Consider the following 22,638-nt stretch of genomic DNA (forward strand, 5'->3'; position numbering starts at 1 on the left):
GGAGCCTATGAGCGAGGTCCCCGCCGCGATGATCCTTCTTCCTTGCAGGGAGCGCCGCACCAGGCTTTCGGACCGGAAGAGGAGGGCCTGGGGAGCGTGAAGCGGCCCTTCAGACCGGGCTCTTGCGCCACGCCCAGGAATGCTCGGTCCAAGCCTGCCCCCCGCTTCCGGCGAAAATGACGATGGCCCAGGCGTGCGGCGGCTGGGCCTCACACATCTCCATGCGCCGCCAGCTTGAATACTCCCTCCTCCGCCGGATCGACCGCCCGGCCCATCACCCGGTCGGCGAGGTATTGCCCCACCATCGGGCCATGCTTGAAACCGTGCCCGCCGCCGCCGCTGGCGAGCCAGACATTGTCGTAGTCGGGGTGGCGGTCGAGGATGAAGTGGCTGTTGCGGGTATTGTCCACCTGGCAGGCCCGGGTCTCCAGGATCGGGGCGTCGCGCATGTCGGGGAAGCGATGGCCGATATAGTCGCGGCCCTTTTTCAATAGATAGTCGGTGGGCAGGCGCTCGGCGGTGTCGGGGTCCTGCGTCACGCGCCCCCCGGCCTCGGGGGAATATTTCAGGCCCCGCTCCAGACTGCCAAAGCCGTAGCCGCCCTGCACATGGTCATGCCAGGCGGGCTGGTTGGGCCACGAGAACCGGGCGTCGCCGGCCGGCGGTCCCCAGTAGAAATATTCGCTGCGATAGACCCCCACCTTGGTAGCCACCAACTTGGGAAACAGCTTGGGCGCCCAGGGTCCGGTGGCGAAGACGAACTGTCCCGCCGCCAGCGACGAGCCGTCGCCCAGGGTCAGGGCGTTCAGCCGCCGGCCGGTGGCGGGACCGGGGATGGCGCGGGCCATGCGAAACTGACCGCCCTTTTTCTGGAACACCTCGGAGACCACCAGCATGGCCTCGCGGGCCTTGATCACCGCCGCGCTGGCCGCCGTCTCGACAAAGGCGAATTCGACATCGTCAAAGGCCATCTGCGGATAACGCGCCCGCAGCTGATCGCGGCTCAGAATCTCGTAGGGCAGTTTGAGATCGTCGAAGATCCTGCGCTGGGCCAGCATGCCCGGCAGCCAGCGGTCGGCCAGCTCGATGCGGTCATTGGGATAGAGCAGGGTGCGACCAAACTCGGCTTCCTTCAGCCGCCACAGCTTCAGGGCCTGCGCGGCCCAGGCCGAATAGAAGCCCTGGTCGCCATAGCCCGAGCGGATCGAGCGGGTCTCGCCGCCCGACGAGGCGCGCGGACTGGCCGGGCCGTATTCGTCCAGCGACACGACCGACAGGCCCCGCTCGCGCAGGGTCAGGGCCGTCCAGCCGCCGAAGGCCCCCGCCCCGACCACCGCCACATCGGGCGCGCCCCTGATCACGGCGGCCCCGGACGGCGCGGCGGACGCAACCAACGCGCCGCCGGCCGAGAGGTTGAGAAAGTTGCGCCTGTCGATCATCGTCGTGCCCCGCGTGCTGAGGCGATCAAAGCCGCTCCGCACGTCGGACGGGGATGAAATTTGGATCACGGGGGACGACGGCGGACGATTGCGCGGTCATTGGGCGCCCAACCCTGGGATCCGCGCGAACGGCAGCGCCTGCTGGCCTGGAGACGCGACTAGGACGCGTCGCTGAGCGAGGCGCGGGCGCGGCGCCGGGCGAAGGCTGTGGCGGCCTCGGCGGCGGCGATCACGCCCCCAGTGACCTGGTCCAGCGTATCGGTCTCGATGAACTGGAGACCCGCTTCCCGGTCAGACTGCCAGACCGCCTGGGTCAGGTGGATCAGGCCGGTGCGCATATCGACAAGATACAGATCGCCCTGCGGCAGGGCTTCATTGGGCAGGCGGACCCGCGCGCCGCCGGCCGCGATGTCCACAAGCCCGCACTTGGCCGCAAAGCCGCCGCTGACCAGATACACCTTGCGGCGCGCCGGCTCTCGCGCATGTCTGCGCTGTTCAATATGCGAGGCGTTATCTTCCACGCGGCGGAGCTTAGACCCTTACGGTTAACAGGGAGGTTCTTTCTGGCCCAAAAAACGCGCTGCGAGACGCCGCATTGACTCCCCGGCCCCCGGCCGTATTTTCCGCCCCGTTCGGGTGACTGGCGCTGGAGGTGGGCAACCACCGGGGAGCCCCTACGCATATCGCCGCGCGCCTGGGCTCCCTCGTTTCACCAGACCCGGAGTCCCGCCTTGCCCGCCGCCCCCGACTATCCTTCAGCCCCCGATCTCGTCATGCCCAAGCGGGCCCTGCTGTCGGTCTCCGACAAGACCGGCCTGGTCGAGGCGGCCAGGGTGCTGCACGAGGCAGGCGTGGAGCTGGTCTCGACCGGCGGCACCAAGGCGGCGATCGCGGCGGCCGGCCTGCCGGTCAAGGACGTCTCGGACCTGACGGGCTTCCCCGAAATGATGGACGGCCGGGTCAAGACCCTGCACCCCATCGTCCACGGCGGGCTGCTGGGGGTGCGCGACGCGCCGGAGCACGCCAAGGCCATGGCCGACCACGGCATCGGCGGCATCGATATCCTGTATGTGAACCTCTATCCGTTCGAGGCCACCGTGGCCAAAGGCGGCGACTATGCCGAATGCGTCGAGAACATCGACATCGGCGGCCCGGCCATGATCCGCTCGGCGGCCAAGAACCACGGCTATGTGGCGGTCTGCACCGATCCGTCGGACGTCGCCGAAGTGCTGGAAGCCCTGAAGACCGGCGGCACCACCCTGGCGCTTCGCCAGGTCCTGGCGGCCCGCGCCTATGCCCGCACGGCGGCCTATGACGCAGCGATCAGCGCCTGGTTCGCGGCCCAGCTGGGTCAGGACTTCCCGGCCCGCAAGGCGATCGCCGGCGAACTGCGCCAGGTGATGCGCTATGGCGAGAACCCGCACCAGAAGGCGGCCTTCTACGCCTTCCCCAATCCCCGCGTCGGGGTGGCCACCGCCACCCAGCTGCAGGGCAAGGAACTGAGCTACAACAACATCAACGACACCGACGCGGCCTTCGAGCTGATCGCAGAGTTCGACCCGGCGGCCGGCCCGGCCGTGGCGATCATCAAGCACGCCAATCCGTGCGGCGTGGCCGTGGGCGGCAGCCAGCGCGAGGCCTATGAGCGGGCCCTGGCCTGCGACCCCACCTCGGCCTTCGGCGGCATCGTGGCGGTCAATTCGCGCCTGACCAAAGAGGCGGCCCTGGCGATGGTCGAGATCTTCACCGAGGTGGTGATCGCCCCCGAAGCCGACGCCGACGCCATCGCCGTGTTCGCCGCCAAGAAGAACCTGCGCTTGCTGGTCACCGGCGGGCTGCCTGATGCGCTGTCGACCGGCGACACGTTCAAGAGCGTGGCCGGCGGCTTCTTGGTGCAGTCTCGCGATGACGCCCGCATCCAGGCCTCGGACCTGAAGATCGTCACCCAGCGCCAGCCGACCGACGACGAAGTGCGCGACATGCTGTTCGCCTTCACCATCGGCAAGCACGTCAAGTCCAACGCCATCGTCTACGCCCGCGACGGCCAGACCCTGGGCGTCGGCGCCGGCCAGATGAACCGTAAGGACTCGGCCCGGATCGCGGCCCTGCGCGCCTCTGATTTTGGTCTGGACCTGCAGGGCTGCGCCTGCGCTTCGGAAGCCTTCTTCCCGTTCGCAGATGGTTTGATTCAAGCTGCGGAGGCTGGCGCGACGGCGATCATCCAGCCGGGCGGCTCGATGCGCGACGGCGAGGTGATCGCGGCCGCCGACAAGCTGGGCCTGACCATGGCCTTCACCGGCGTGCGGGTGTTCAGGCACTAGGGATGGACAGCGCCGCCTGGGGAGCCAAGGTCGTCGAGCACTCTCGGGTCTTCAAGCCCGAGGGCGCCGGCCCCTTTCCGGTGGCGCTGATCCTGCACGGCTGCGGCGGCAAGACCCCGTTCCTGGAGGCCTACGCCCAGACGGCGGTCGAGGCCGGCTACGCCGCCATCGTGGTCGATTCGTTCAAGCCGCGAGGAATCTCGTCCCTGAACGCCATGCTGTTTGTCTGCACCGGGACCAAACTTCAGGGCGTCAAGCGCGCGGCCGACCTATTCGCGGTCCTGGCCTGGCTGGAGGCGCAGGACTGGGCTGACCACAACCGCGTGTTTCTGGCCGGCTGGAGCCATGGCGGCTGGGCCATCATGGACGCCTATGCCAGCGGCGCGAACGCCGCCCGCGACACGGGCCTGGCCGACGCCGATCCGGCCCGGCTGCGACATCAGGTGAAGGGCGCGCTGCTGGTCTATCCCTATGCCGGCTATCCGTTCCTGACCCATCGCCAGGGCTGGGGCGCGCAGGGACCCAGGGTCTGGTCGGTGCTGGCCGGCAAGGACCAGGTGGTCGGCTGGAAGCATCCCGGCCGGGCCATGGAGCGGTTAACCCGCGACGGCCTGACGGTGGACACCCTCTTCCACGCCGACGCCACCCACGCCTTCGACGACGACCGGGCCAATGACCCTCGCGCCCGATACCGACCCGACCTGTTCGATCAGACGCGGGACTATTTCGGACGGGCGCTGATCGAGACTTTGAAGGCTTAAGGAACCACCGGCGTCGGCGCGGGGCGCAGCAGCGGCGTCGGACCGCGATAGAGCCGCCGCCACAGCCACTCCAGCGGCCCCATGGCGAAGCGGTCCATCCACCAGCGCGACCACAGGATCTGGACGATCCAGAGGGCCACGACGATCAGGGCCAGGCCCGGCCGGTCGACCTTGCCGTGCAGGCCCGGGCCGCGACCGCCATAGAAGATCGCGGTCATGATCAACGACTGCGTCAGATAGTTGGTGAAGGCCATCTGGCCGACCGGCGCCAGGGCTTCAGGGATCTTCCGCCAAAACCCGGTCGAGCGCGCGGCGAAGACCATCAGGCTGACATAGGCCAGGGAGGTCAGGGGCGCGGTGGCGATCTGCACCCAACCCGCGATCTGGCCCAGCTTGCGGTCCAGGCCGTACGCGGCGCAGGCGATGAACAGCGCGCCCGTGACGGCCAGGGCCAGCAGGCCGACGGCGGTCAGCACGCCATAGGTGCGATTGGAGGCTTGCCCCGTGAAGACGCCCGTCTTGAAACAGCCCAGGCCGAGCAGCATCAGGCTGGTGGTCATCAGGAAAATGACCGGCTCGGCCGCCAGGCGGACGGCGCGCTCCTTGGCGTTCTGGATGAGCGACTGCAGGAAGGTCCCGGCGTACTGGGCCGCCTCGGCGCTGTTCTTGGCGGCCTCCTTGGCCGTGCGAAGGGCCTCCTTGGCCTGATCCGGGGCCGGACCGAAGACCGCATAGGCCACGCCGGCCATCATCAGCAGGCACAGCACGACCCAGATCACGATCCCCGTCGTCATCAGCTTTCGGGGCGTCCAGGATCGCGCCAGCATCACCGCGAAACCGGCCAGGGCATAGCTCAGCAGCACGTCGCCGTACCAGATGGCGAAACCGTGCAGCAGGCCAAACCCCGCCATCCACATCAGCCGCCTGCGCAGGATCGCGCCCTTGTCGATCTCGGACCGCTCACCGCCGACCAGGAAGATCGAGATCCCGAACAGCATCGAGAACAGGGTCACGAACTTGCGCTGGAACAGCCACTGGGTGGCGACCCAGACCGAGACCGTGTCGGCGCCGGATCCATGCGGCCAGTGGCGCACCGACTCGGCCAGGCCCGCGGTGACGGCGAAGTCCGGCGCATTGCACAGCAGAATGCCCAGCACCCCCAGACCCCGGAGGGAATCCAGCAGAACGATGCGACTCTTGGCCATAAGCCCCCCAAGGCGTTTGCCTGCCGAGCCTAGGCTCGGCTCAAAGCCCCCACAAGCCTGAGCCAGGGCCGGGGCGAGCGAGCGGGTATCCCCTCGCCCCTCGCCCCTCGCCCCTCGCCCAACGGGCGGTCGCGCCGCCGCCTAGCTCGCGCTGGCCAGTTCGCGCAGCGCGGCGTTGGCGATGGTGAGCTTGGCGAAGGTCCAGCCGCCGCCGGCGTTCTCGATGTCTTCCACCGTGCGCTTGGCGGCGCGGACGCGGTCGATGCGCAGGGCGGCCCACGAGGTCACCGCCGCCTTGGCCGAAAGCTCGTCCTCGCCGGCCTGGGCGTTGGCCGAGAACTTGAGAACGGCCTGGGTGATCGTCGTCTGCTCGCTGAGCAGATCCTCGATCAGGCGACGCACCGCCAGACGCTCGAAGGCGTCACCGCCGACGAACGAGCCGGCCGCGCCGCGCAACCGGTCAAAGCCGAAGGCCGCGCCGGTTTGGTGATAGAGGCGGGCGACAGCCTTCACCGTCCAGCTGGACGCATTGGCCAGGTCGACCAGATCAGCGGCCATGGTCAGGGGCTGCAGGGCGGCAACCGACTGGGCCAGGGCCTCGGGCGCGCCGTCGGCGACATACGCCTTCACCCGCTTGGCGACGACCTTTTGCTCAAAGGCCGACAGGACGACCGGACTGAGTGCGCGAAGCTCACCGACCGACGGGCCATAGCGATCGACCAGGGCCTTCACGGACACCTTGTCGCGGAAGGCTCGCCGGGCGAGCCAGAAGGTCTGGCTGCGCAGGGCGTAGGCGAGGGCCTTGTAGAGCCCGGTCTGCCCCTCGGCCGAGGCCCGATTGTCCAGAGCGCTGACCTGGTTCCACAGGGCGTCAACGCCCAGGATCTCCCGCGCGGCGGTGAAGCCTGTGACCAGAGCGTCGACATCGCAGCCCGCGGCGGCCCGCAGACGGGACGCGAAGGTTGGCCCACACATATTGACCATCTGGTTGCTGACCACCGTGGCGATGATTTCGCGCTTCAGGCGGTGCTTCTGCATCTGGTCGGCATAGCGATCGAGCGCCGGGGGGAAGTAGCCCCGCAGGGTGGTCTCGAACCAGGGATCATCCGGCGCATCGGACGCGACGATCTCGTCAAACAGATCCAGCTTGCCATAGGCCAGCAGCACCGCCAGCTCGGGCCGCGTCAAACCCTTGCCCGCCTGTTTGCGCTCCAGCAGCAGCGTGTTGGTCGGCAGGCCTTCGACCTTGCGATCCAGACGCCCGCGGGCCTCCAGGTCGACCATGTAGCGGATCTGCATCTCGACCTCGGCGGCCGCGTCGCTTTCCAGCAGCGTCAAGGCCAGGGTCTGATCGTAATTGTCGGCCAGCACATGGGCCGCGACGTCATCGGTCATGGTCGGCAGCAAAACGTTGCGGCCGTCTCGGGTCAGCTCGCCCGTCCGCTCCAGCATGCCGGTGAGGATCTTGATATTGACCTCGTGGTCGGAGGTGTCGACCCCCGCCGAGTTGTCGATGGCGTCGGTGTTGATGCGGCCGCCGCCGGACGCATATTCGATGCGCCCCGCCTGGGTGACGCCCAGATTGGCCCCCTCGCCCACCACCTTGACCCGCAGGTCCGCGCCATTGATGCGGATGGCGTCATTGGCCTTGTCGCCGGCGTCGGCGTTGCTCTCGCCCTGGGCCTTCACGTAGCCGCCGATGCCGCCGAAATACAGAAGCTCGACCCGGGCCTTGAGGATGGCGGTCATCAGTTCGGCCGGCGTAACAGTCTCGGCCTTGAGATCCAGCATGGCCCGCACCTCGGGCGACAGCGGGATCGACTTCAACGACCGGGCAAAGACGCCGCCGCCTTGCGAGATCAGGGTCTTGTCATAGTCGTCCCAGGACGAGCGCGGCAGCTTGAACAGCCGATCGCGCTCTTCCCATGAGGCGGCGATATCCGGATCAGGATCCAGGAAGATGTGACGGTGGTCGAAGGCGGCCAGGAGCCGGGTCTGCCTGGACAGCAGCATGCCGTTGCCGAACACGTCGCCGCTCATGTCGCCGACGCCGACCGCGGTGAAGGGTTCGGACTGGATGTCCTTGCCCATTTCCCGGAAGTGGCGCTTGACCGCTTCCCAGGCGCCGCGGGCGGTGATGCCCATGGCCTTGTGGTCATAACCCACCGACCCGCCGGAGGCGAAGGCGTCGCCAAGCCAGAACCCGTAGTCGTCGGCCACGCCATTGGCGATGTCCGAGAAGGTGGCCGTACCCTTGTCGGCGGCGACGACCAGATAAGGATCCTCGCCGTCATGCGCCACCACCGAGGGTGGCGGCGTGACATGGTTGTTCGCGTCGATATTGTCGGTGAGATCCAGCAGCCCGCACAGGAAGGTCTTGTAGGCGCGGATCGCCTCGGCCTGGATCGCGTCGCGATCGCCGCCGCGCGGCAACTGCTTGGGATAGAAGCCGCCCTTGGAGCCGACCGGCACGATGACCGCGTTCTTGACCTGCTGGGCCTTGACCAGGCCCAGAACCTCGGTGCGGAAGTCGTCCCGCCGGTCGGACCAACGAAGGCCGCCGCGCGCGACAGGACCAAAGCGCAGGTGAACGCCCTCGACATGCGGCGCTGAGATAAAGATCTCGCGGTAGGGCTTGGGGGCCGGCAGGTCTTCCAGTTCGCGGGATGCGATCTTGAAGCTGATATAGGGCTTGGGCTCGCCGTCGGGGCCGGGCTGGTAGAAATTGGTGCGCTGGATCGCCCCGACCAGAGCCGCAATGCGACGCAGGACGCGGTCGGCGTCCAGGCTTTCAACGGCCTGCAAGGCTTCGCCGATCTTGGTCTCGACCGCCTTGGCCTGGCTCTGTCGGTCCTTCAGATCGGCGACCACCGCCGGATCAAACTTGGTCTGGAACAGGTCCAGGATCAGGCGCGCGACGCCAGGATGGTCGGCCAGGGACTGCTCCTGCACGCCCTGGCTGGGATCCAGCCCCGATTGCTGGCGATAGCGCGCCAGACTGCGGATCAGGGCCGCTTCGCGCCAGCCGATTCCCAGCTCCAGCACCAGACGGTTGAAGCCGTCACTCTCGGCGCGGCCGTTCCAGATGGCGACGAAGGCGTCTTCAAAGGCCAGCTTGATGTCGTTGAACACCAGATGCTCGCCCTGCTCGTCGGCCAGCACAAATTCGTGGACCCAGACCGGCGCGCGGTCACCGCCCTCGGTGGTCGGCGAAATCTTGTGGCCATCCTCGATCAGAGCTTTCAGGCCCATGTGTTCCAGGATGGGCAGAACGTCGGCCAGGGGCGCTGCGGCGGCCGGGCGATAGAGCTTGAAGCGGAAGGTCACCGCGCTGTCGCCCTCGCGGCGAAAGGCGCGCACACGCACAGCCTCATCCGGCGACAAGGCGTCGATGACCCCAATATCGGCCAGCGCCTCGGCGGCGTCGTACTGATCGCGATAGCCGGGCGGAAAGGCCCCGGCATAGCGGGCCAGGGTCTCGGCGACGCGGCCCGGGGCGCCACCGTCACGGATCGCCGCCTCGAAGCGGTCCTCCCAGGTGCGGGCGATCTCGGCGATCTCGGCTTCCAGCGCGATCAGATCGGGCTCACGACGGTCGTCGACCGACATCCCGCCCAGAATGTAGTGAACCCGCGCCAGGGGGGCGTCGGAGAAGCTGGGATAATAGGCCGAAACCCGGCCGCCAAAGGCGTCGGCCAGCAAGCGGCCCGCGCGTTCACGCACCCCGGAATCATAGCGTTCGCGCGGCACGAACAGCAGGGCCGAGATGAAACGGTCGAACGGATCGCGGCGCGTGAACAGCCGCACCCGCGGCCGGTCGTAGAGATGCAGAACGCCCAGCGCCATGTTCAGCAGAACATCATCATCGGTCTGGAACAGTTCGTCGCGCGGCCAGGTCTCAAGGATGTTACGCAGCCGCTTGCCGTTGTGGCTGTCGGGATCCTTGCTGGCGCTGGCCAGGACGTGGACGACCTTGCGGCGGATCAGCGGCACCTCATGGGCCGGGGTCTCATAGGCCTCGGCGGTGAACAGGCCGACAAAGCGGACCTCACCCGACGGCTTGCCGTCGGCGCCGTATCGGCGCACCCCGACATAATCCATGTAGCCGCGCCGGTGGACGCGCGAGCGCAGGTTCGACTTGGCGACCGCGACCGGATCACCGATCTCGATGTGGTTGCGCACCTGGCGCGACAGGACCGCCGGTTCGTTGCCCCGACGCAGCACGGTGCGGGTCTGGTCGCGCAGCACGCCCAGGCTGCCTTCGGGCTGGTACAGCGGCTCTTCGGCCGCATAGCCGCCATCGCCGGTGCGCGGATATTCGTAGACCCGCGCGCCCAGAAACACGAAGTGGTCGGCCGCCAGCCATTCGAGGAAGTCGAGGTCTTCGGCGCGCGCTTCGGCCGGTATGGCGACCTTGGTGTCGCGCAGGTCCGCGATCGTCCGACGCATCAGATCGCGCATGGGGGCGAAATCCTGCACGGCGATGCGAACATCGGCCAGAGCGTCGCTGACCGCGGAGATCAGGGCCGCCTCGCGATCCTCGCCGACCGGAGCCAGATAGATCTGGATCATCGAGCGCCGCTGACCGCCCACCGCGATGACCGGGTGGAACATGGCGCGGACCGAGAATCCGGCCTCGGCCACGGCGCCCATGATGCTGTCGACCAGGAAGGGGCGATCGGGCTGGACGATTTCGAGGAGATCGCCGCGCAGGTCGGTTCCGTCAGGCTTGCGAGCGCGACGCAGACGGATGGCCGGCTCGTCGGCGTCGGTCAGCTGCTGACCGAAACGCCAGAAATCAGCGAGGGCATGGGCGGTGTCGCCCGCATCGAAGTCGGGCAACTCGTCGGCCGCCCAGTCATCCTGGGCCTGGGCGAGGAAATTGCGCGCCTGGTCCGGCAGGGCGTCGATGGGGTGACCCAAGGCCTGCGCGAAAGTCGCGATCAGAGGCCCCGTCGCCGCCCCCGAAGTTTCGAGGTCATTTCGTGCACCGGCCATGGGAATCTCTCGCGTATTTAGGGCGACAACCTAGTATTTTCGGGCAGGGATTCAACAGCGCAGCCGGAAATCCTCAAAGGATTTTGCCCATTTCATCCGCCTCGGAGAGAGGCTCGAAATTCGATAAGATCCGGTAAAACGGAAGCGCCGCCGGTGGGGGAACCGGCGGCGCCGACCCGCCGGGGGGGAGGCGGGCGTCTCCGCTTCGGACGCGCCGGAGAACCAGGCTGCGTCGCGCGGGGTGTCCGATTGGGGGCGTCGGACCAGACACAGATAGGCGCCGGTTTCAGGAATTTAAGTCCCTCGTCGCGACTTTCTGTCACGCGCCAGACTTCGCCTTCTGAGGGGTGGCCTGCGGCGAGGTCAAGCCCTGCGGGTCGCCGTCTTCCGACAGCAAAATCGCGATCCAGCGCGAGCCCTCAAACTGCGCCAGAATGACCATGCAGGCCACGGTCAGGGGCGTCGACAGGAACATGCCCGGCACGCCCCACAGCGCGCCCCAAACCGCCAAGGACAGCAGGACCACGGTCGGGTCCATGTTCAGACTGTCACCCTGCATGCGCGGCAAGACGATGTTGCCCACAACGAAATAGATGGCCTGCAGGGCGACGAAGAGAATGATCGCGGGCGCGAAACTGTCGGGGAACTGCACCACCGCGAACAGCGGCGGCAAGAAGCATCCGATCGCGCCGCCCAGAATCGGGATGTAACTGGCCAGGAAGATCAGGAACGCCCAGAAGAAGGCGTTGTCGAGCCGCAGAACGGCCATGACCAGCCAGGCTCCGACCGCGATGATCAGGCCTGTCACGGTCTGGATCCAGAGATATTGCTCCACACCGTCCCGGATGCGGTGAAACAGCACCATGGCCCGGTCGCGCTTGTCGTGGTGAGGGAACATGGCGACGATCTTGCGGCTGAAGCCCCGGCGCGAGGCGATGATGAAACCCAGATAGATCAGCACCAGCAGAGCGCTGGTGCCAAAGTTCTGCAGGCTCTGGGCCGCTGCGCCGATATAGGCCGAAGGATTGAGCTGAGTGATCAGGTCGCCAAGGGTGGGGGTCATGTGCAGGCCCAGCGCGTGGGCGATCCTGGCGATGACGCTATCGAGTCGCGGCGCATAGGCCTTCAACTGGTCGATGAAGCCATTGCTGTTCTCGGCCACCACCCAGACCGAAAGGCCAAACACCACGATCGACAGCACGACCGCCGTCGGCAGAGCCAGCCGCTTTGGGAAGCCCGGCAATCGCTGGGTCATCACCCGGGCGAAACTGTCGATCATCACCGCCAGGAACATGGCCAGGGCCAGGGGCGTCAAGATGTCGCGCATCCACAGCAGCGCCGCCCCGCAAGCGATGACCGCCAGGAGCACCACGGCGTTGCGGGTCGCGGCAGATGTGGAAACGGACATGCGAGAGCTCCTGGAAACCGCCACACCTTGCCTATCGCGATTGGCGGCGCGCAAGGGCCCCGTTAGGGTGAAGACTTCGAATGGGGGATGTTGCAGATGGCGCTGATCGTGGGTGAGGGCGAAATCCTGATCGGACTGGGCGAGGGCCCGGTCACCCAGAGGCTGGATCGTTCCAACCGCCATGGCGTGGTGGCCGGCGCGACCGGCACCGGCAAGACCGTCACCCTGCAGATCATGGCCCAGGCCTTTTCCGACGCCGGCGTTCCGGTGTTCGCCGCCGATGTGAAGGGCGACCTTTCCGGCATCGCCATGGCGGGCGCGCCGAATGAGAAAATGCTGGCCCGCGCCGCCTTGATGGAACTGACCCTGACGCCGGCCGCGCCCCCGACCATGTTCTGGGATCTGTTCGGACAAAAGGGTCACCCGATCCGCACCACCATTTCCGAAATGGGCCCGGTGCTGCTGTCGCGGCTGCTGGAGCTGAACGACACTCAGGAAGGCGTTCTGAACATCGCCTTCCACGTGGCCGACAAGGACGGCTTGCTGCTGCTTGACCTCAAGGATCTGCAGGCGGCGCTGAAATATGTCGCCGATCACGCCGCTGACATCGGCACCCTTTATGGCAATGTCTCGGCCGCCACGGTGGGCGCGATCCAGCGCAAGCTGTTGACCCTGCAAAACCAGGGCGCGGAAAACTTCTTCGGCGAACCGGCCCTGAAGCTGACCGACATCATGCGCACCGATGTCGCCGGCCGCGGCTATGTGAACCTGCTGGCCGCCGACCGACTGATCCAGTCGCCCAAGCTCTATTCCACCTTCCTGCTGTGGCTGCTTTCGGAACTGTTCGAGGAGCTGCCGGAACTGGGCGATCCTGAGAAGCCCCGCCTGGTGTTCTTCTTCGACGAGGCGCACCTGCTGTTCAACGACGCGCCCAAGCCGTTGCTGGAAAAGATCGAACAGGTCGTGCGGTTGATCCGCTCAAAGGGCGTGGGCGTCTATTTCGTCACCCAGAACCCGGCCGACATTCCCGACGCCGTGCTGGGCCAGTTGGGCGCGCGCATTCAGCACGCCCTTCGCGCCTATACGCCCGCCGATCAGAAAGGCCTGAGGGCCGCCGCCCAGTCGTTCCGGATCAACTCCACTTTCGACACCGCCGAGACCATCCAGGCCCTGGGCGTCGGCGAGGCCCTGGTCTCGACCCTCGATCTCAAGGGCGCGCCGTGTGTCGTCCAGAAGACCCTGATCCGACCACCCGCCTCACGGATGGGGCCGCTGACACCCGAAGAACGCGCCGCCTTGATCGCCAAAAGCCCGGTGGCCGGCGTCTATGAGATCACCCAGGATCGCGCCTCGGCTTACGAGGTCCTGCAAGGTCGCGCCCAAGAAACCCTGCGCCAGACCCAGGCCGCGCAGGACGCCGTCGAAGCCGAAAGGCAGCGGGCCGCGGAAGAGAAGGTGCGGGCTCGGGAAGAAACCCGCAGCGTGCGGGCGGCGCCGCGTCCTCGCGCCTCCAGCCGCCAGGGCATGGCCGAAACCTTCGCCAAGTCTCTGATCCGCACGGTCGCCACTCAAGCGGGGCGCGAGATCATGCGCGGCCTGATGGGCGGCTTGAAGCGAGGTCGCTGATCCGGTTCAGGCCGCCGAACGTCTCGCGCGTTTGGCGCGAGTTGGCGGGGCTGGCGGCGCGGCCATGGTCCAGACGCCAAGGGTCTCGAGCGGCGCGGGTCGGCCAATGGCGTAGCCTTGCAACTCGGCGCAATCTTCCGCGCGCAGGAAGTTGATCTGCTCCTGGGTTTCCACCCCTTCGGCGACAACCGGGATCTCGAGGCTCCGACCCAGGCCCAGCACGGCGCGAACGATCACGGTGGCGCGGTCGTGGCGATGGATGTTCTCGACAAAGCTCTTGTCGATCTTGATCTTGTCGAACGGAAACGACTGCAGGGTCGACAAGGACGAGAAGCCCGTGCCGAAATCGTCCATGGCGATGCGCACGCCCAGGGCCTTCAACCGGCGCAGATTGTCCAGCGCCCGCTGATAGTCCTTGAACAGGGCGCTCTCGGTGATCTCCAGCTCCAGCCGGTGCGGCGACAGGCCCGTCGCGATCAGCACCTCGTGCACCAGGGTCGGCAGGGCGGGATTGTTGAGCTGCAGCGGCGACAGGTTCACGGCGATCCGCAGCGGCTTTTCCCAGGAGGCGGCGTCGGCGCAGGCGCGACGCAGGACCCATTCGCCCAGCGGCGCGATCAGGCCGCTCTCTTCGGCAACCGGAATAAAGTCGAGCGGCGGGATCATGCCGCGCGTCGGGTGTCGCCAGCGCACCAGCGCCTCGAAACCACAGACCTCGCCGTCGGACGCACGCGCCAGGGGCTGGTAAAAGACCACCAGTTCCTCATCGATAATGCCCTGTTTCAGGTCACGGGCCAGGGCGCGGCGCTCGCGGATCGATTCGTCCATCTCACGCTTGAAGAAGCGATAGACGCCGCGGCCGCCCTCCTTGGCGCGAGAGAGCGCCATGTCGGCATTGGCCATCAGGGCTTCCGCCGTGCGGCCGTCGTCCGGATAGAGGCTGACGCCGAGACTAGCGCCCAAGGTCAGGTCCTGACCTTCGAACATCACCGGCGTGATCAGGGTCTCCAGCAGGCGGCCGGACAATTCGGCCGCGGCGGTGGGCTGATCGCCGCCCGCCACCTGCACGACGATGAACTCGTCGCCGCTCAGACGCGCCGCGAACGAGGGCGCTGTGATCGAATCCTGCAGACGCCGCGCGGTCGCGACGAGCAGGGCGTCGCCCGCCAGATGGCCGTGCTGGTCGTTGGCGTCCTTGAAGTGGTCCAGATCAATACAGATGATCGCGAGGCTCTCACCCGAGGCTTCGACGCGCTCCAGGGCTCCGGCCAGGCGAGATTGTAGCGAATTGCGGTTGGGCAGACCCGTCAAACCATCGTTCTCGGCCAGATAACGGATCTTCTCCTCCGCCGACCGCCGCTCGCGAAGATCCCGGACCGCCAGCACCGTGAGGCCCGAGGTTTCGGTGCGGGCGCCATCGTCCATCAGGCGCGAAAACACCTCGACGGGAATCTCGCGGGCGCCCTCGACCGGTTGCAGAAGACCTTCACGACGCACACCCTCCCACGAGGCCTCGTCATCATTGAAGGTCAGGATGGCGCCGAACAGGGGCTTGCCCGTCAGGTCCTCAAGCGCGGCGCCGACCAGATCGCAGAAAGCGGCGTTGGCGTCGTTGATGAGGCCGTCCTGAACCACGACGATGCCTTCATAGGCCGCATTGGCCATACGGCGGATACGGTCGAGGGCTGAACGCGAGGTCTGCGACTCGATCGCCACAGCCCCGAGCCCGCCCAGGATGATCAGGCTGGTGATCGTGGTCACCGACAGGGTGAGGGCTCCGCCCGAAAGCAGTTGCTCGGGCACGATGATGGTCGGATCCGGCGCGATGGTGATGGCGCCCATGCCGATGAAATGCAGGGCGCAGACACCCAGGCTCAGCACGCCGCCGCCCAGGATCTGATGGCTGACGCTCCGTGCCCGTCCCGCGACCATCAGCGCCGCCGTCGCGCCGGCCACGCCGAACAGGACCGAAGCGCCCACCGTGGCGTGTTCCCAAATGACCTGGCCCTGCGTCACGAAGGCGGTCATGCCGGTATAGTGCATGGAGGCCGCGCCAAGACCGAGGATCAGACCACCGGCCACATCATTGGTTCGGCTGCGCTCGGCGGAGGACACGGCGAAACCCGCACCCATGAACAACACCGCGATCATCAGGGACAGCAAGGTTCCTGTCGGGCTGTAGCCGGTCTTCAGGCCAGGGTCATAGGCGACCATGGCGATGAAATGAGCCGCCCAGACGCCAGAACCGCTGACCAGGCCCGTGAGCAAGAGCCAGGCCGCGCGAACCAGCCCCTTGGCGCCGCGCATTCGCGAATAAAGTCTGAATGCGGTGAAGCAAGCAGCGAGACAAACGACCACGGCCACCGCGACCAACCGATAGTCATGCTCGGTCGTCAGACAGGTCAGAACCTTCAACACACGCGGCCCCCAGGTCACAATCCTTCAAAGGTACCGCCAGAGTTACAAATAAACCGTTTAACGCTTCAGGCGAGCGACAATTGGTCGGCGTGCAGGCGAACCCGCGCAAGGATTTTCCCTTCCGACACCTCAGCGGGCCGCCTCAGCCTGCGCCCGATGCCAAAGCCAGGCGCTGCCCAGGATGGCGTCCAGATCCCGCGACGGGCTCCAGCCCAGCTCGGCCCGAGCCTTGGCGTTGTCGCCCACCAAGATGGGCGCGTCGCCGGGACGGCGAACCGCCATCTGCACGGGTAGCGGTTTGCCCGTAGCGCGCTCGACACCGGCGATCAGTTCCTTCACCGTCGTGCCATGGCCGGTGCCGAGGTTGTAGCTGGTGCTCGGCGCGCCTTCGAGCAGCGCCCTCAGCGCCGCGACGTGGGCGTCGGCCAAGTCGAGAACGTGGACATAGTCGCGCACCGCCGTGCCGTCGCGGGTGTCATAGTCATCCCCGAAGATCGTGAAGTGCGACCGCTGTCCCAGGGCCACCTGGATCGCCAGCGGAATGGCGTGGGTCTCGGGCTCGTGCCACTCGCCGATCCGGCCCTCGGGATCGGCGCCGGCGGCGTTGAAATAGCGCAGCACCGCGCTGCGGAAGCCGACATAGCGTCCGTAGTCGGCCAGGGCTTGCTCCACCATCAGCTTGCTGCGGCCGTAGGGATTGAGCGGCTGCTGCGGATGGGTCTCATCCATGGGCAGGCGCACGGGATCGCCGAAGGTGGCGCAGGTCGAGGAAAACACCATCGCCTGGACGCCGGCGCTGCGGGCGGCCTCGATCAGGGTGATCGTCCCGCCGACATTGTTGTCGAAGAACGCGCCCGGATCCTTGACCGATTCCCCGACCTCGATGCGGGCGGCGAAGTGCAGCACGGCGACGGGGTTGTGGGTCGCAAACACCGCGTCCAGCCGGGCGCGGTCGCGGATGTCGCCGATTTCCAGCGGGCCCCATTGAACATGCTCGGCGTGCCCATTGGACAGGTCATCGAACACCACCGGCATGAAGCCCGCCGCCGCCAGGGCAAGGCAGGTATGGGCGCCGACATAGCCCGCGCCGCCGGCCACCAGGACAGTTCGCATCGAGACCCTTCCGAAACCTGTTCAAGACGCTGCTAACGGGTTCAGCGATCACACGGAAGTCATTGTGATCGCGCCAGCCTCCTGGACCGGCTTGAAAATCAAAAGTGTGTCAGTTCGATCCACGCCATGGCCTTGATGGCCCTGACGTCCCATCGCCAACCGTCCAAAGAGGCGGCGCAGGGCTGTTGACCATGGAGATCATATCCGCCATGCCGCCTCGGAGTGTGAGATTTGGCACATCCCGAGACGAGGATTGTGGACCAAACCTTGCAGGTGAAGCGTCGACAAAGGCTGGTGAGCCTTCTCGCAGACGAAAGTACGGTGGGGAAATGGTCAGCGTTATCTCTCGCCCTCAGGCGGAGCAGTCGCCTGTGGCGGACATCACGCCGCGCGTGGCGCAGGATCCCTACAAGCGCGCCTTCGATATCGTCGTAGCCTCGGCCATGCTCCTGTTTTTCGGCCCCCTGTTGCTGCTCGTCGCCCTGCTGATCCGGTTGACCTCGCCAGGCCCGGTTCTGTTCCGGCAAGCCCGGGGCGGGCTGAATGGCGACGTCTTCACGATCTACAAGTTCCGATCAATGCGCTGTCAGGAAGATGGCGCGGTGGTCGTTCAGGCCTTGCGCGAGGATGATCGCATCACCCCCATCGGGCGCTTCATTCGCAAGACCAGCGTCGATGAGTTGCCGCAGTTGCTGAACGTCCTGAAGGGCGACATGTCGCTGGTCGGGCCACGCCCGCACGCCCAGGCCCATGATGCCCACTATGGTGTGGTCGTCGCCGGCTACGGGCGGCGCTTTCAGGCCCGTCCCGGCCTGACGGGCCTGGCGCAGATCAAGGGTCTGCGCGGCGGCACGAGCGAGGTCGAGGCCATGGCCGAACGCGTCGAGGCCGACGTCGCCTATATCCGCACCTGGTCCTTCTGGCTCGACGTCAAGATCATGCTTCTGACGATCCCCCATCTGCTGATGGCCGAAAACGCCTACTAGTCCGCGATCAGGCAAGCGCGCGCCCTGAACCGCCGACAAGGCCCCTGGCGCCAAAGGGACTGGGGAAGATTGACGCTTTCAGACCCAATGACGATTTGCGCATTGCATTCGCCTGATCCTTGGGCGATCTGCTCGCCGTCTCTTTTGTCCCGCCTTGGTTAGGCGGGAGCGCTGTGTGAGGGCTCGATGCGCGTAGCGATGATTGGCACCGGCTATGTCGGCTTGGTGTCGGGGGCGTGTTTCGCCGATTTCGGTCACGTGGTGACGTGCATCGACAAGGATCCGAGCAAGATCCAGCGTCTGGAGCAGGGCGAGATCCCGATCTTCGAGCCGGGTCTCGATGACCTGGTGGCCCGCAACGTCCGCGAAGGCCGGCTGTTCTTCACCCTGGAAGGCGCTCAGGCGATCAAGGAGGCCGACGCGGTGTTCATCGCTGTCGGCACCCCGACCCGCCGCGGCGACGGCCATGCGGACCTGTCCTATGTCTACGCCGCCGCCGAAGAGATCGCCGGCCTGATCGACGGCTTCACCGTCATCGTCACCAAGTCGACCGTGCCGGTCGGCACCGGCGACGAGGTCGAGGCGATCATCCAGCGCGTGCGGCCCGACGCCCAGTTCGCCGTGGTCTCCAACCCTGAGTTCCTGCGCGAAGGCGCGGCGATCGAGGACTTCAAGCGTCCCGACCGCGTGGTCGTCGGCACCGAGGACGAGCGCGCCCAGGCGGTGATGCGCGAGCTCTATCGCCCCTTGAGCCTCAACGAGACCCCGATCGTCTTCACCGGTCGCAAGACCAGCGAGCTGATCAAATATGCCGCCAACGCCTTCCTGGCGATGAAGATCACCTTCATCAACGAGATGGCTGACCTCTGCGAAAAGGTCGGGGCCGACGTGCAGCAGGTCGCCAAGGGCATCGGCCTGGACAAGCGGATCGGCGGCAAGTTCCTCAACGCCGGTCCCGGCTATGGCGGATCGTGCTTCCCGAAGGACACCATCGCCCTGGTCCGCACCGCCCAGCAGTACGGCGCGCCGGTCAAGCTGATCGAGACCACGGTCGCCGTGAACGACGCCCGCAAGAAGGCCATGGCGACCAAGGTCGCCGACGCCATCGGCACGACCGATCTGACCGGCAAGACGATCGGCGTGCTGGGCGTGACCTTCAAGCCCAACACCGACGACATGCGCGACGCCCCCAGCCTCGACATTCTGCCGGCCCTTCAGGCCATGGGCGCCAAGGTCCAGGCCTTCGATCCGGAAGGGGCCAAGGAAGCCGCCCACATGCTGCCCGGCGTCGACTTCAGGGCTGGTCCCTATGAAGCCGCCGAAGGCGTCGACGCCCTGGTGATCCTGACCGAGTGGGACCAGTTCCGGGCCCTGGACCTTGACCGCCTGAAGGCGACCATGGCCGCCCCGGTGGTTGTGGACCTGCGCAATGTCTACAAGCCCGCAGAGATGGTGCGGGCCGGCTTCACCTATGCCTCGATCGGCCGGGGCTGAGCCATGGCGCCTCCCGTCATCGTCACGGGCGCAGCCGGTTTCATCGGCCTGCACGTCGCCGAGCGTCTGCTCGATCGCGGCGAGACGGTGATCGGGATCGACAATTTCAACACCTATTACGACCCGGCTCTGAAGGCGGCGCGGGCCGCGCGGCTGGAAGGCCGGCCCAACTTCACGATGGTCCGGCTGGACATCGCCGAGCACGAGGCCCTGCTGAAGCTGGTCAAGTCCTCCGGCGCCAAGCGGATCGTACACCTGGCCGCCCAGGCCGGCGTCCGCTACTCGATCGACAATCCCTTCGCCTATGAGCGCTCGAACCTGGCCGGCCACCTGGCCGTGCTGGAAGCCTGTCGCCACAGCGGCGTCGAGCACCTGGTCTATGCCTCGTCCAGCAGCGTCTATGGCGATCGGCCGATAGACGGTTCGGGCTTCAGGGAGAGCGATCCCGCCGACAAGCCGGTGTCGCTCTATGCGGCCACCAAGCGCTCGTGCGAGCTGATCAGCCAGAGCTATGCGGCGCTGTACGGCTTCCCGCAGTCGGGTCTGCGGTTCTTCACGGTCTATGGACCCTGGGGCCGGCCCGACATGGCCTATTACAGCTTCACCCAGAAGATCCTCTCGGGCGAGGCGATCGAGGTCTATGGCGAGGGCAAGATGGCCCGCGATTTCACCTATATCAACGACATCGTCGATGGCATCGTTGGGGTGCTGGATCACCCGCCGGCCCAGGGCGTCCACGAAGTTTACAACATCGGCGACAACGATCCGGTCGGCTTGATGGAGATGATCTCGACCCTGGAAACCGCGCTCGGCGTCGAGGCTCAGAAGGTCATGCGGCCCATGCAGCCGGGCGACGTCACCGCCACCTTCGCCAATATCGACAAGCTTCAGGCGCTGACGGGGTACAAGCCCAAGGTCAAGCTCACCGAAGGGCTGCAGCGCTTCGCCGACTGGTGGCGGGTCTATTCCGGCGTCTGAACCGTCAGGGCCGTCGCGCGCTTCGACAGCTGGTGTTCCCGCAGCGAGATGAACAGGGTTGAGGCCACAACAATCGCAGCGCCGATCAGGGTCGCCGGCTTGGGAATCTCGTGGAACAGCAGCAGGCCGGCCAGCACCGCGAAGACCAGCCGCGTATAGTCGATCGGCGCCATGACCGCCGCCTCGCCCAACTGCATGCCCTTGATATAGGCCCCTTGGGTCAGGGTGCCGATCACCCCCATCGCCGCCAGCAAACCCAGGTCGGGCAGGCTGGGCCAGCGCCAGACGAACAGGGCCGGCGGAATCGAGAACGCCAGGCCCAGCACCGCCGCATAGACCAGCAGGGTGAAAGGGCTGTGATCGCGGGTCATCACCTTCATGCCGGTGATGGTCAGGGCAAATAGCAAGGCCGCCGCGAGGGCCGCCGCCTGAGGCCAGCCCAGCCAACCGCTTGCCCCATCGCCCCCGGGCCGCAGCATGATCAGCACGCCCAGAAAACCCACCACCGCCGCGCCGATCCGCAGGGGCCCGATCGGTTCGCGCAGGATCAGGCCGGCGAACGGCACCAGCCACAGGGTCCGGGTGAAGGACAGGGCGTTGGCGTCGGCCAGCGGCAGTTCCTGATAGGCGTAGAAGCTGAGGATCAGGGCCAGAACCCCGGCGCTGGACCGGAAGATCAGGATGCCCGGCCGCGTGGTGTAGAAGGTCCCCCGCCAGTCCCGCGCCATCAGCGGCAGCAGGATGATCACCCCCGCCAGCTGCCGGTAAAAGGTCTGCAGGGCGGCGGGATAGCCCGGCCCCAGAAACTTGATCAGCGTCGTCATCGCCGTGAAGCCGACCGCCGAGGCCAGCATCCACAGCGCGCCGCGCAGATTGGGCGTGAGAGTGATCGCAGTCACCCCGCCCCGCCGTTCGCCATCGCCACCCGCATCTGCTCGGCCTGTTCGGGCGTGATGCCCATGGCCGACAAGATGGGCGAAGGCGCGGTCCTGTCCCAGGCGCTGCGCCCGCCGACGGTGATGCCGCCGTCGACCACGATGTGGGTTCCGGTGACAAACTCGGAATCGTCGCTCGCCAGATAGAGGGCGGCGCGGGCGATGTCCTCGGGCAGGCCCGCCTTGGGGATCGGCTGGATCCTGGGTCCGACCTCGGCGATCTGGGCGGCCATCTGATCGGCGACCTCGCGCGGCAGGCCCATCGAAGCGCCGAAGATCGAGGTGGCGATCAGGCCCGGGCAGATGGCGTTGACCCGGATCTTGTCCGGCGACAGCTCGGCGGCGGCGCAGCGGCTCATATGGATCACCGCGCACTTGGCGGTCGAATAGGCCAGGGGGCCAAAGCCGGCCTGCAGCCCGGCGATCGAGGCGGTGTTGATGATCGAGCCGCCGCCTCGGGCCAGCATCAGCGGCGCGGCGTATTTCATGCCCAGCATCGGCCCGCGCACCAGCAGGGCGAAGGTGTGGTCCCAGCCCTCGGCGGTCATGTCGGCGACACCCAGCGGCGTGCCGCCGTGGCCTGCGTTATTGAACAGGATATCGAGCCCGCCAAAGGCGTCCTTGGCCATAGTGACGGCGGCGGCGATGTCGGACTCGACGGTGACGTCACACCGGGCGAAGCGGACCGTGTCGGGGAAGCGCTTTTCCAGCATCGCGCCCTTGTCGGCCTGCAAGTCGGCGGCGATGACGCGGGCGCCCTCGGCGACGAACAGTTCGACGGCGCCCAGGCCAATGCCCGAACAGGCCCCGGTGATGACGGCGACCTTGCCGTTCAGACGTCCAGCCATTCTCAATCCCTCCCCATGTCGCCCGACCTCTGACGGATCGGTGATCGGCGATCATACTCGCGGAGGATAGAGGGGTTGGCTAGCCAGGAAAGCCCCTGCGCCGTCGAT

The 22,638-nt window shown here is 66.8% G+C and carries 15 protein-coding genes and 1 riboswitch; of the genes, 6 read left to right on the top strand and 9 right to left on the bottom strand.

From position 1 onward, the window contains the following. Positions 1 to 209: 209 nt before the first annotated feature. Together ACW18B_RS02235 and ACW18B_RS02240 are read right to left on the bottom strand one after the other, a co-directional pair. Positions 210 to 1,439 carry an NAD(P)/FAD-dependent oxidoreductase gene (locus tag ACW18B_RS02235; RefSeq protein ID WP_492049222.1) on the bottom strand — a complete coding sequence of 410 codons (1,230 nt, stop codon included), beginning with the start codon at positions 1,437 to 1,439 and terminating at the stop codon, positions 210 to 212. Between the two features lie 158 nt (positions 1,440 to 1,597). Further along, on the bottom strand, positions 1,598 to 1,960 hold the full coding sequence (locus ACW18B_RS02240; protein WP_492049223.1) for a PilZ domain-containing protein: 363 nt from the start codon (positions 1,958 to 1,960) through the stop codon (positions 1,598 to 1,600). Positions 1,961 to 2,065: 105 nt separating this feature from the next. Continuing rightward, a riboswitch (ZMP/ZTP riboswitch) is annotated at positions 2,066 to 2,146 on the top strand. Positions 2,147 to 2,170: 24 nt separating this feature from the next. Between ACW18B_RS02240 and purH the strand changes: the two genes are divergently transcribed. Both purH and ACW18B_RS02250 read left to right on the top strand, forming a co-directional pair. Next, positions 2,171 to 3,760: a bifunctional phosphoribosylaminoimidazolecarboxamide formyltransferase/IMP cyclohydrolase gene (purH, locus tag ACW18B_RS02245; RefSeq protein WP_492049224.1), complete on the top strand. Its 1,590-nt coding sequence runs from the start codon at positions 2,171 to 2,173 to the stop codon at positions 3,758 to 3,760. Positions 3,761 to 3,762: 2 nt separating this feature from the next. After that, complete coding sequence (locus ACW18B_RS02250) at positions 3,763 to 4,521, top strand: dienelactone hydrolase family protein (RefSeq protein WP_492049225.1); 759 nt, start codon at positions 3,763 to 3,765, stop codon at positions 4,519 to 4,521. Here the strand turns inward: ACW18B_RS02250 and ACW18B_RS02255 are convergent. The 3 genes from ACW18B_RS02255 to ACW18B_RS02265 form a co-directional block, all read right to left on the bottom strand. Then, positions 4,518 to 5,726 (bottom strand): DUF418 domain-containing protein, encoded by a 1,209-nt coding sequence (locus tag ACW18B_RS02255; protein ID WP_492049226.1) that lies wholly within the window; start codon positions 5,724 to 5,726, stop codon positions 4,518 to 4,520. The two genes, ACW18B_RS02250 and ACW18B_RS02255, sit on opposite strands and share 4 nt — an antisense overlap. Positions 5,727 to 5,867: 141 nt before the next feature. Next, positions 5,868 to 10,724 carry an NAD-glutamate dehydrogenase gene (locus ACW18B_RS02260; RefSeq protein WP_492049227.1) on the bottom strand — a complete coding sequence of 1,619 codons (4,857 nt, stop codon included), beginning with the start codon at positions 10,722 to 10,724 and terminating at the stop codon, positions 5,868 to 5,870. Between the two features lie 319 nt (positions 10,725 to 11,043). Continuing rightward, complete coding sequence (locus tag ACW18B_RS02265) at positions 11,044 to 12,132, bottom strand: AI-2E family transporter (protein WP_492049228.1); 1,089 nt, start codon at positions 12,130 to 12,132, stop codon at positions 11,044 to 11,046. Positions 12,133 to 12,228: 96 nt separating this feature from the next. Between ACW18B_RS02265 and ACW18B_RS02270 the strand changes: the two genes are divergently transcribed. Beyond that, entirely contained in the window at positions 12,229 to 13,758 is a 1,530-nt protein-coding gene (locus ACW18B_RS02270; protein WP_492049229.1) for a helicase HerA-like C-terminal domain-containing protein, read from the top strand. 6 nt (positions 13,759 to 13,764) lie between these two features. On the opposite strand, the gene ACW18B_RS02275 is transcribed toward ACW18B_RS02270, so the two are convergent. Together ACW18B_RS02275 and galE are read right to left on the bottom strand one after the other, a co-directional pair. Then, positions 13,765 to 16,197, bottom strand: coding sequence for a putative bifunctional diguanylate cyclase/phosphodiesterase (locus tag ACW18B_RS02275; protein ID WP_492051844.1), 2,433 nt, complete (start codon positions 16,195 to 16,197; stop codon positions 13,765 to 13,767). 108 nt (positions 16,198 to 16,305) lie between these two features. Beyond that, the gene (gene galE, locus ACW18B_RS02280; protein WP_492049230.1) at positions 16,306 to 17,289 is read right to left on the bottom strand and encodes a UDP-glucose 4-epimerase GalE; all 984 of its coding nucleotides are present in this window, start codon (positions 17,287 to 17,289) and stop codon (positions 16,306 to 16,308) included. Positions 17,290 to 17,618: 329 nt separating this feature from the next. Between galE and ACW18B_RS02285 the strand changes: the two genes are divergently transcribed. From ACW18B_RS02285 to ACW18B_RS02295, 3 genes are all read left to right on the top strand, one after another. Continuing rightward, positions 17,619 to 18,275, top strand: a complete 657-nt coding sequence (locus ACW18B_RS02285) for an exopolysaccharide biosynthesis polyprenyl glycosylphosphotransferase (protein ID WP_492049231.1) — start codon at positions 17,619 to 17,621, stop codon at positions 18,273 to 18,275. 186 nt (positions 18,276 to 18,461) lie between these two features. Then, entirely contained in the window at positions 18,462 to 19,769 is a 1,308-nt protein-coding gene (locus ACW18B_RS02290) for a UDP-glucose dehydrogenase family protein (RefSeq protein WP_492049232.1), read from the top strand. Positions 19,770 to 19,772: 3 nt separating this feature from the next. Further along, on the top strand, positions 19,773 to 20,747 hold the full coding sequence (locus ACW18B_RS02295) for an NAD-dependent epimerase/dehydratase family protein (protein WP_492049233.1): 975 nt from the start codon (positions 19,773 to 19,775) through the stop codon (positions 20,745 to 20,747). On the opposite strand, the gene ACW18B_RS02300 is transcribed toward ACW18B_RS02295, so the two are convergent. Beyond that, positions 20,732 to 21,637 (bottom strand): DMT family transporter, encoded by a 906-nt coding sequence (locus tag ACW18B_RS02300; RefSeq protein ID WP_492051845.1) that lies wholly within the window; start codon positions 21,635 to 21,637, stop codon positions 20,732 to 20,734. The genes ACW18B_RS02295 and ACW18B_RS02300 overlap by 16 nt on opposite strands. Positions 21,638 to 21,642: 5 nt before the next feature. Then, positions 21,643 to 22,530, bottom strand: a complete 888-nt coding sequence (locus ACW18B_RS02305) for an SDR family NAD(P)-dependent oxidoreductase (RefSeq protein WP_492049234.1) — start codon at positions 22,528 to 22,530, stop codon at positions 21,643 to 21,645. Positions 22,531 to 22,638 lie beyond the last annotated feature (108 nt).

This window comes from Caulobacter sp. FV2ps19 (genome assembly GCF_058681035.1).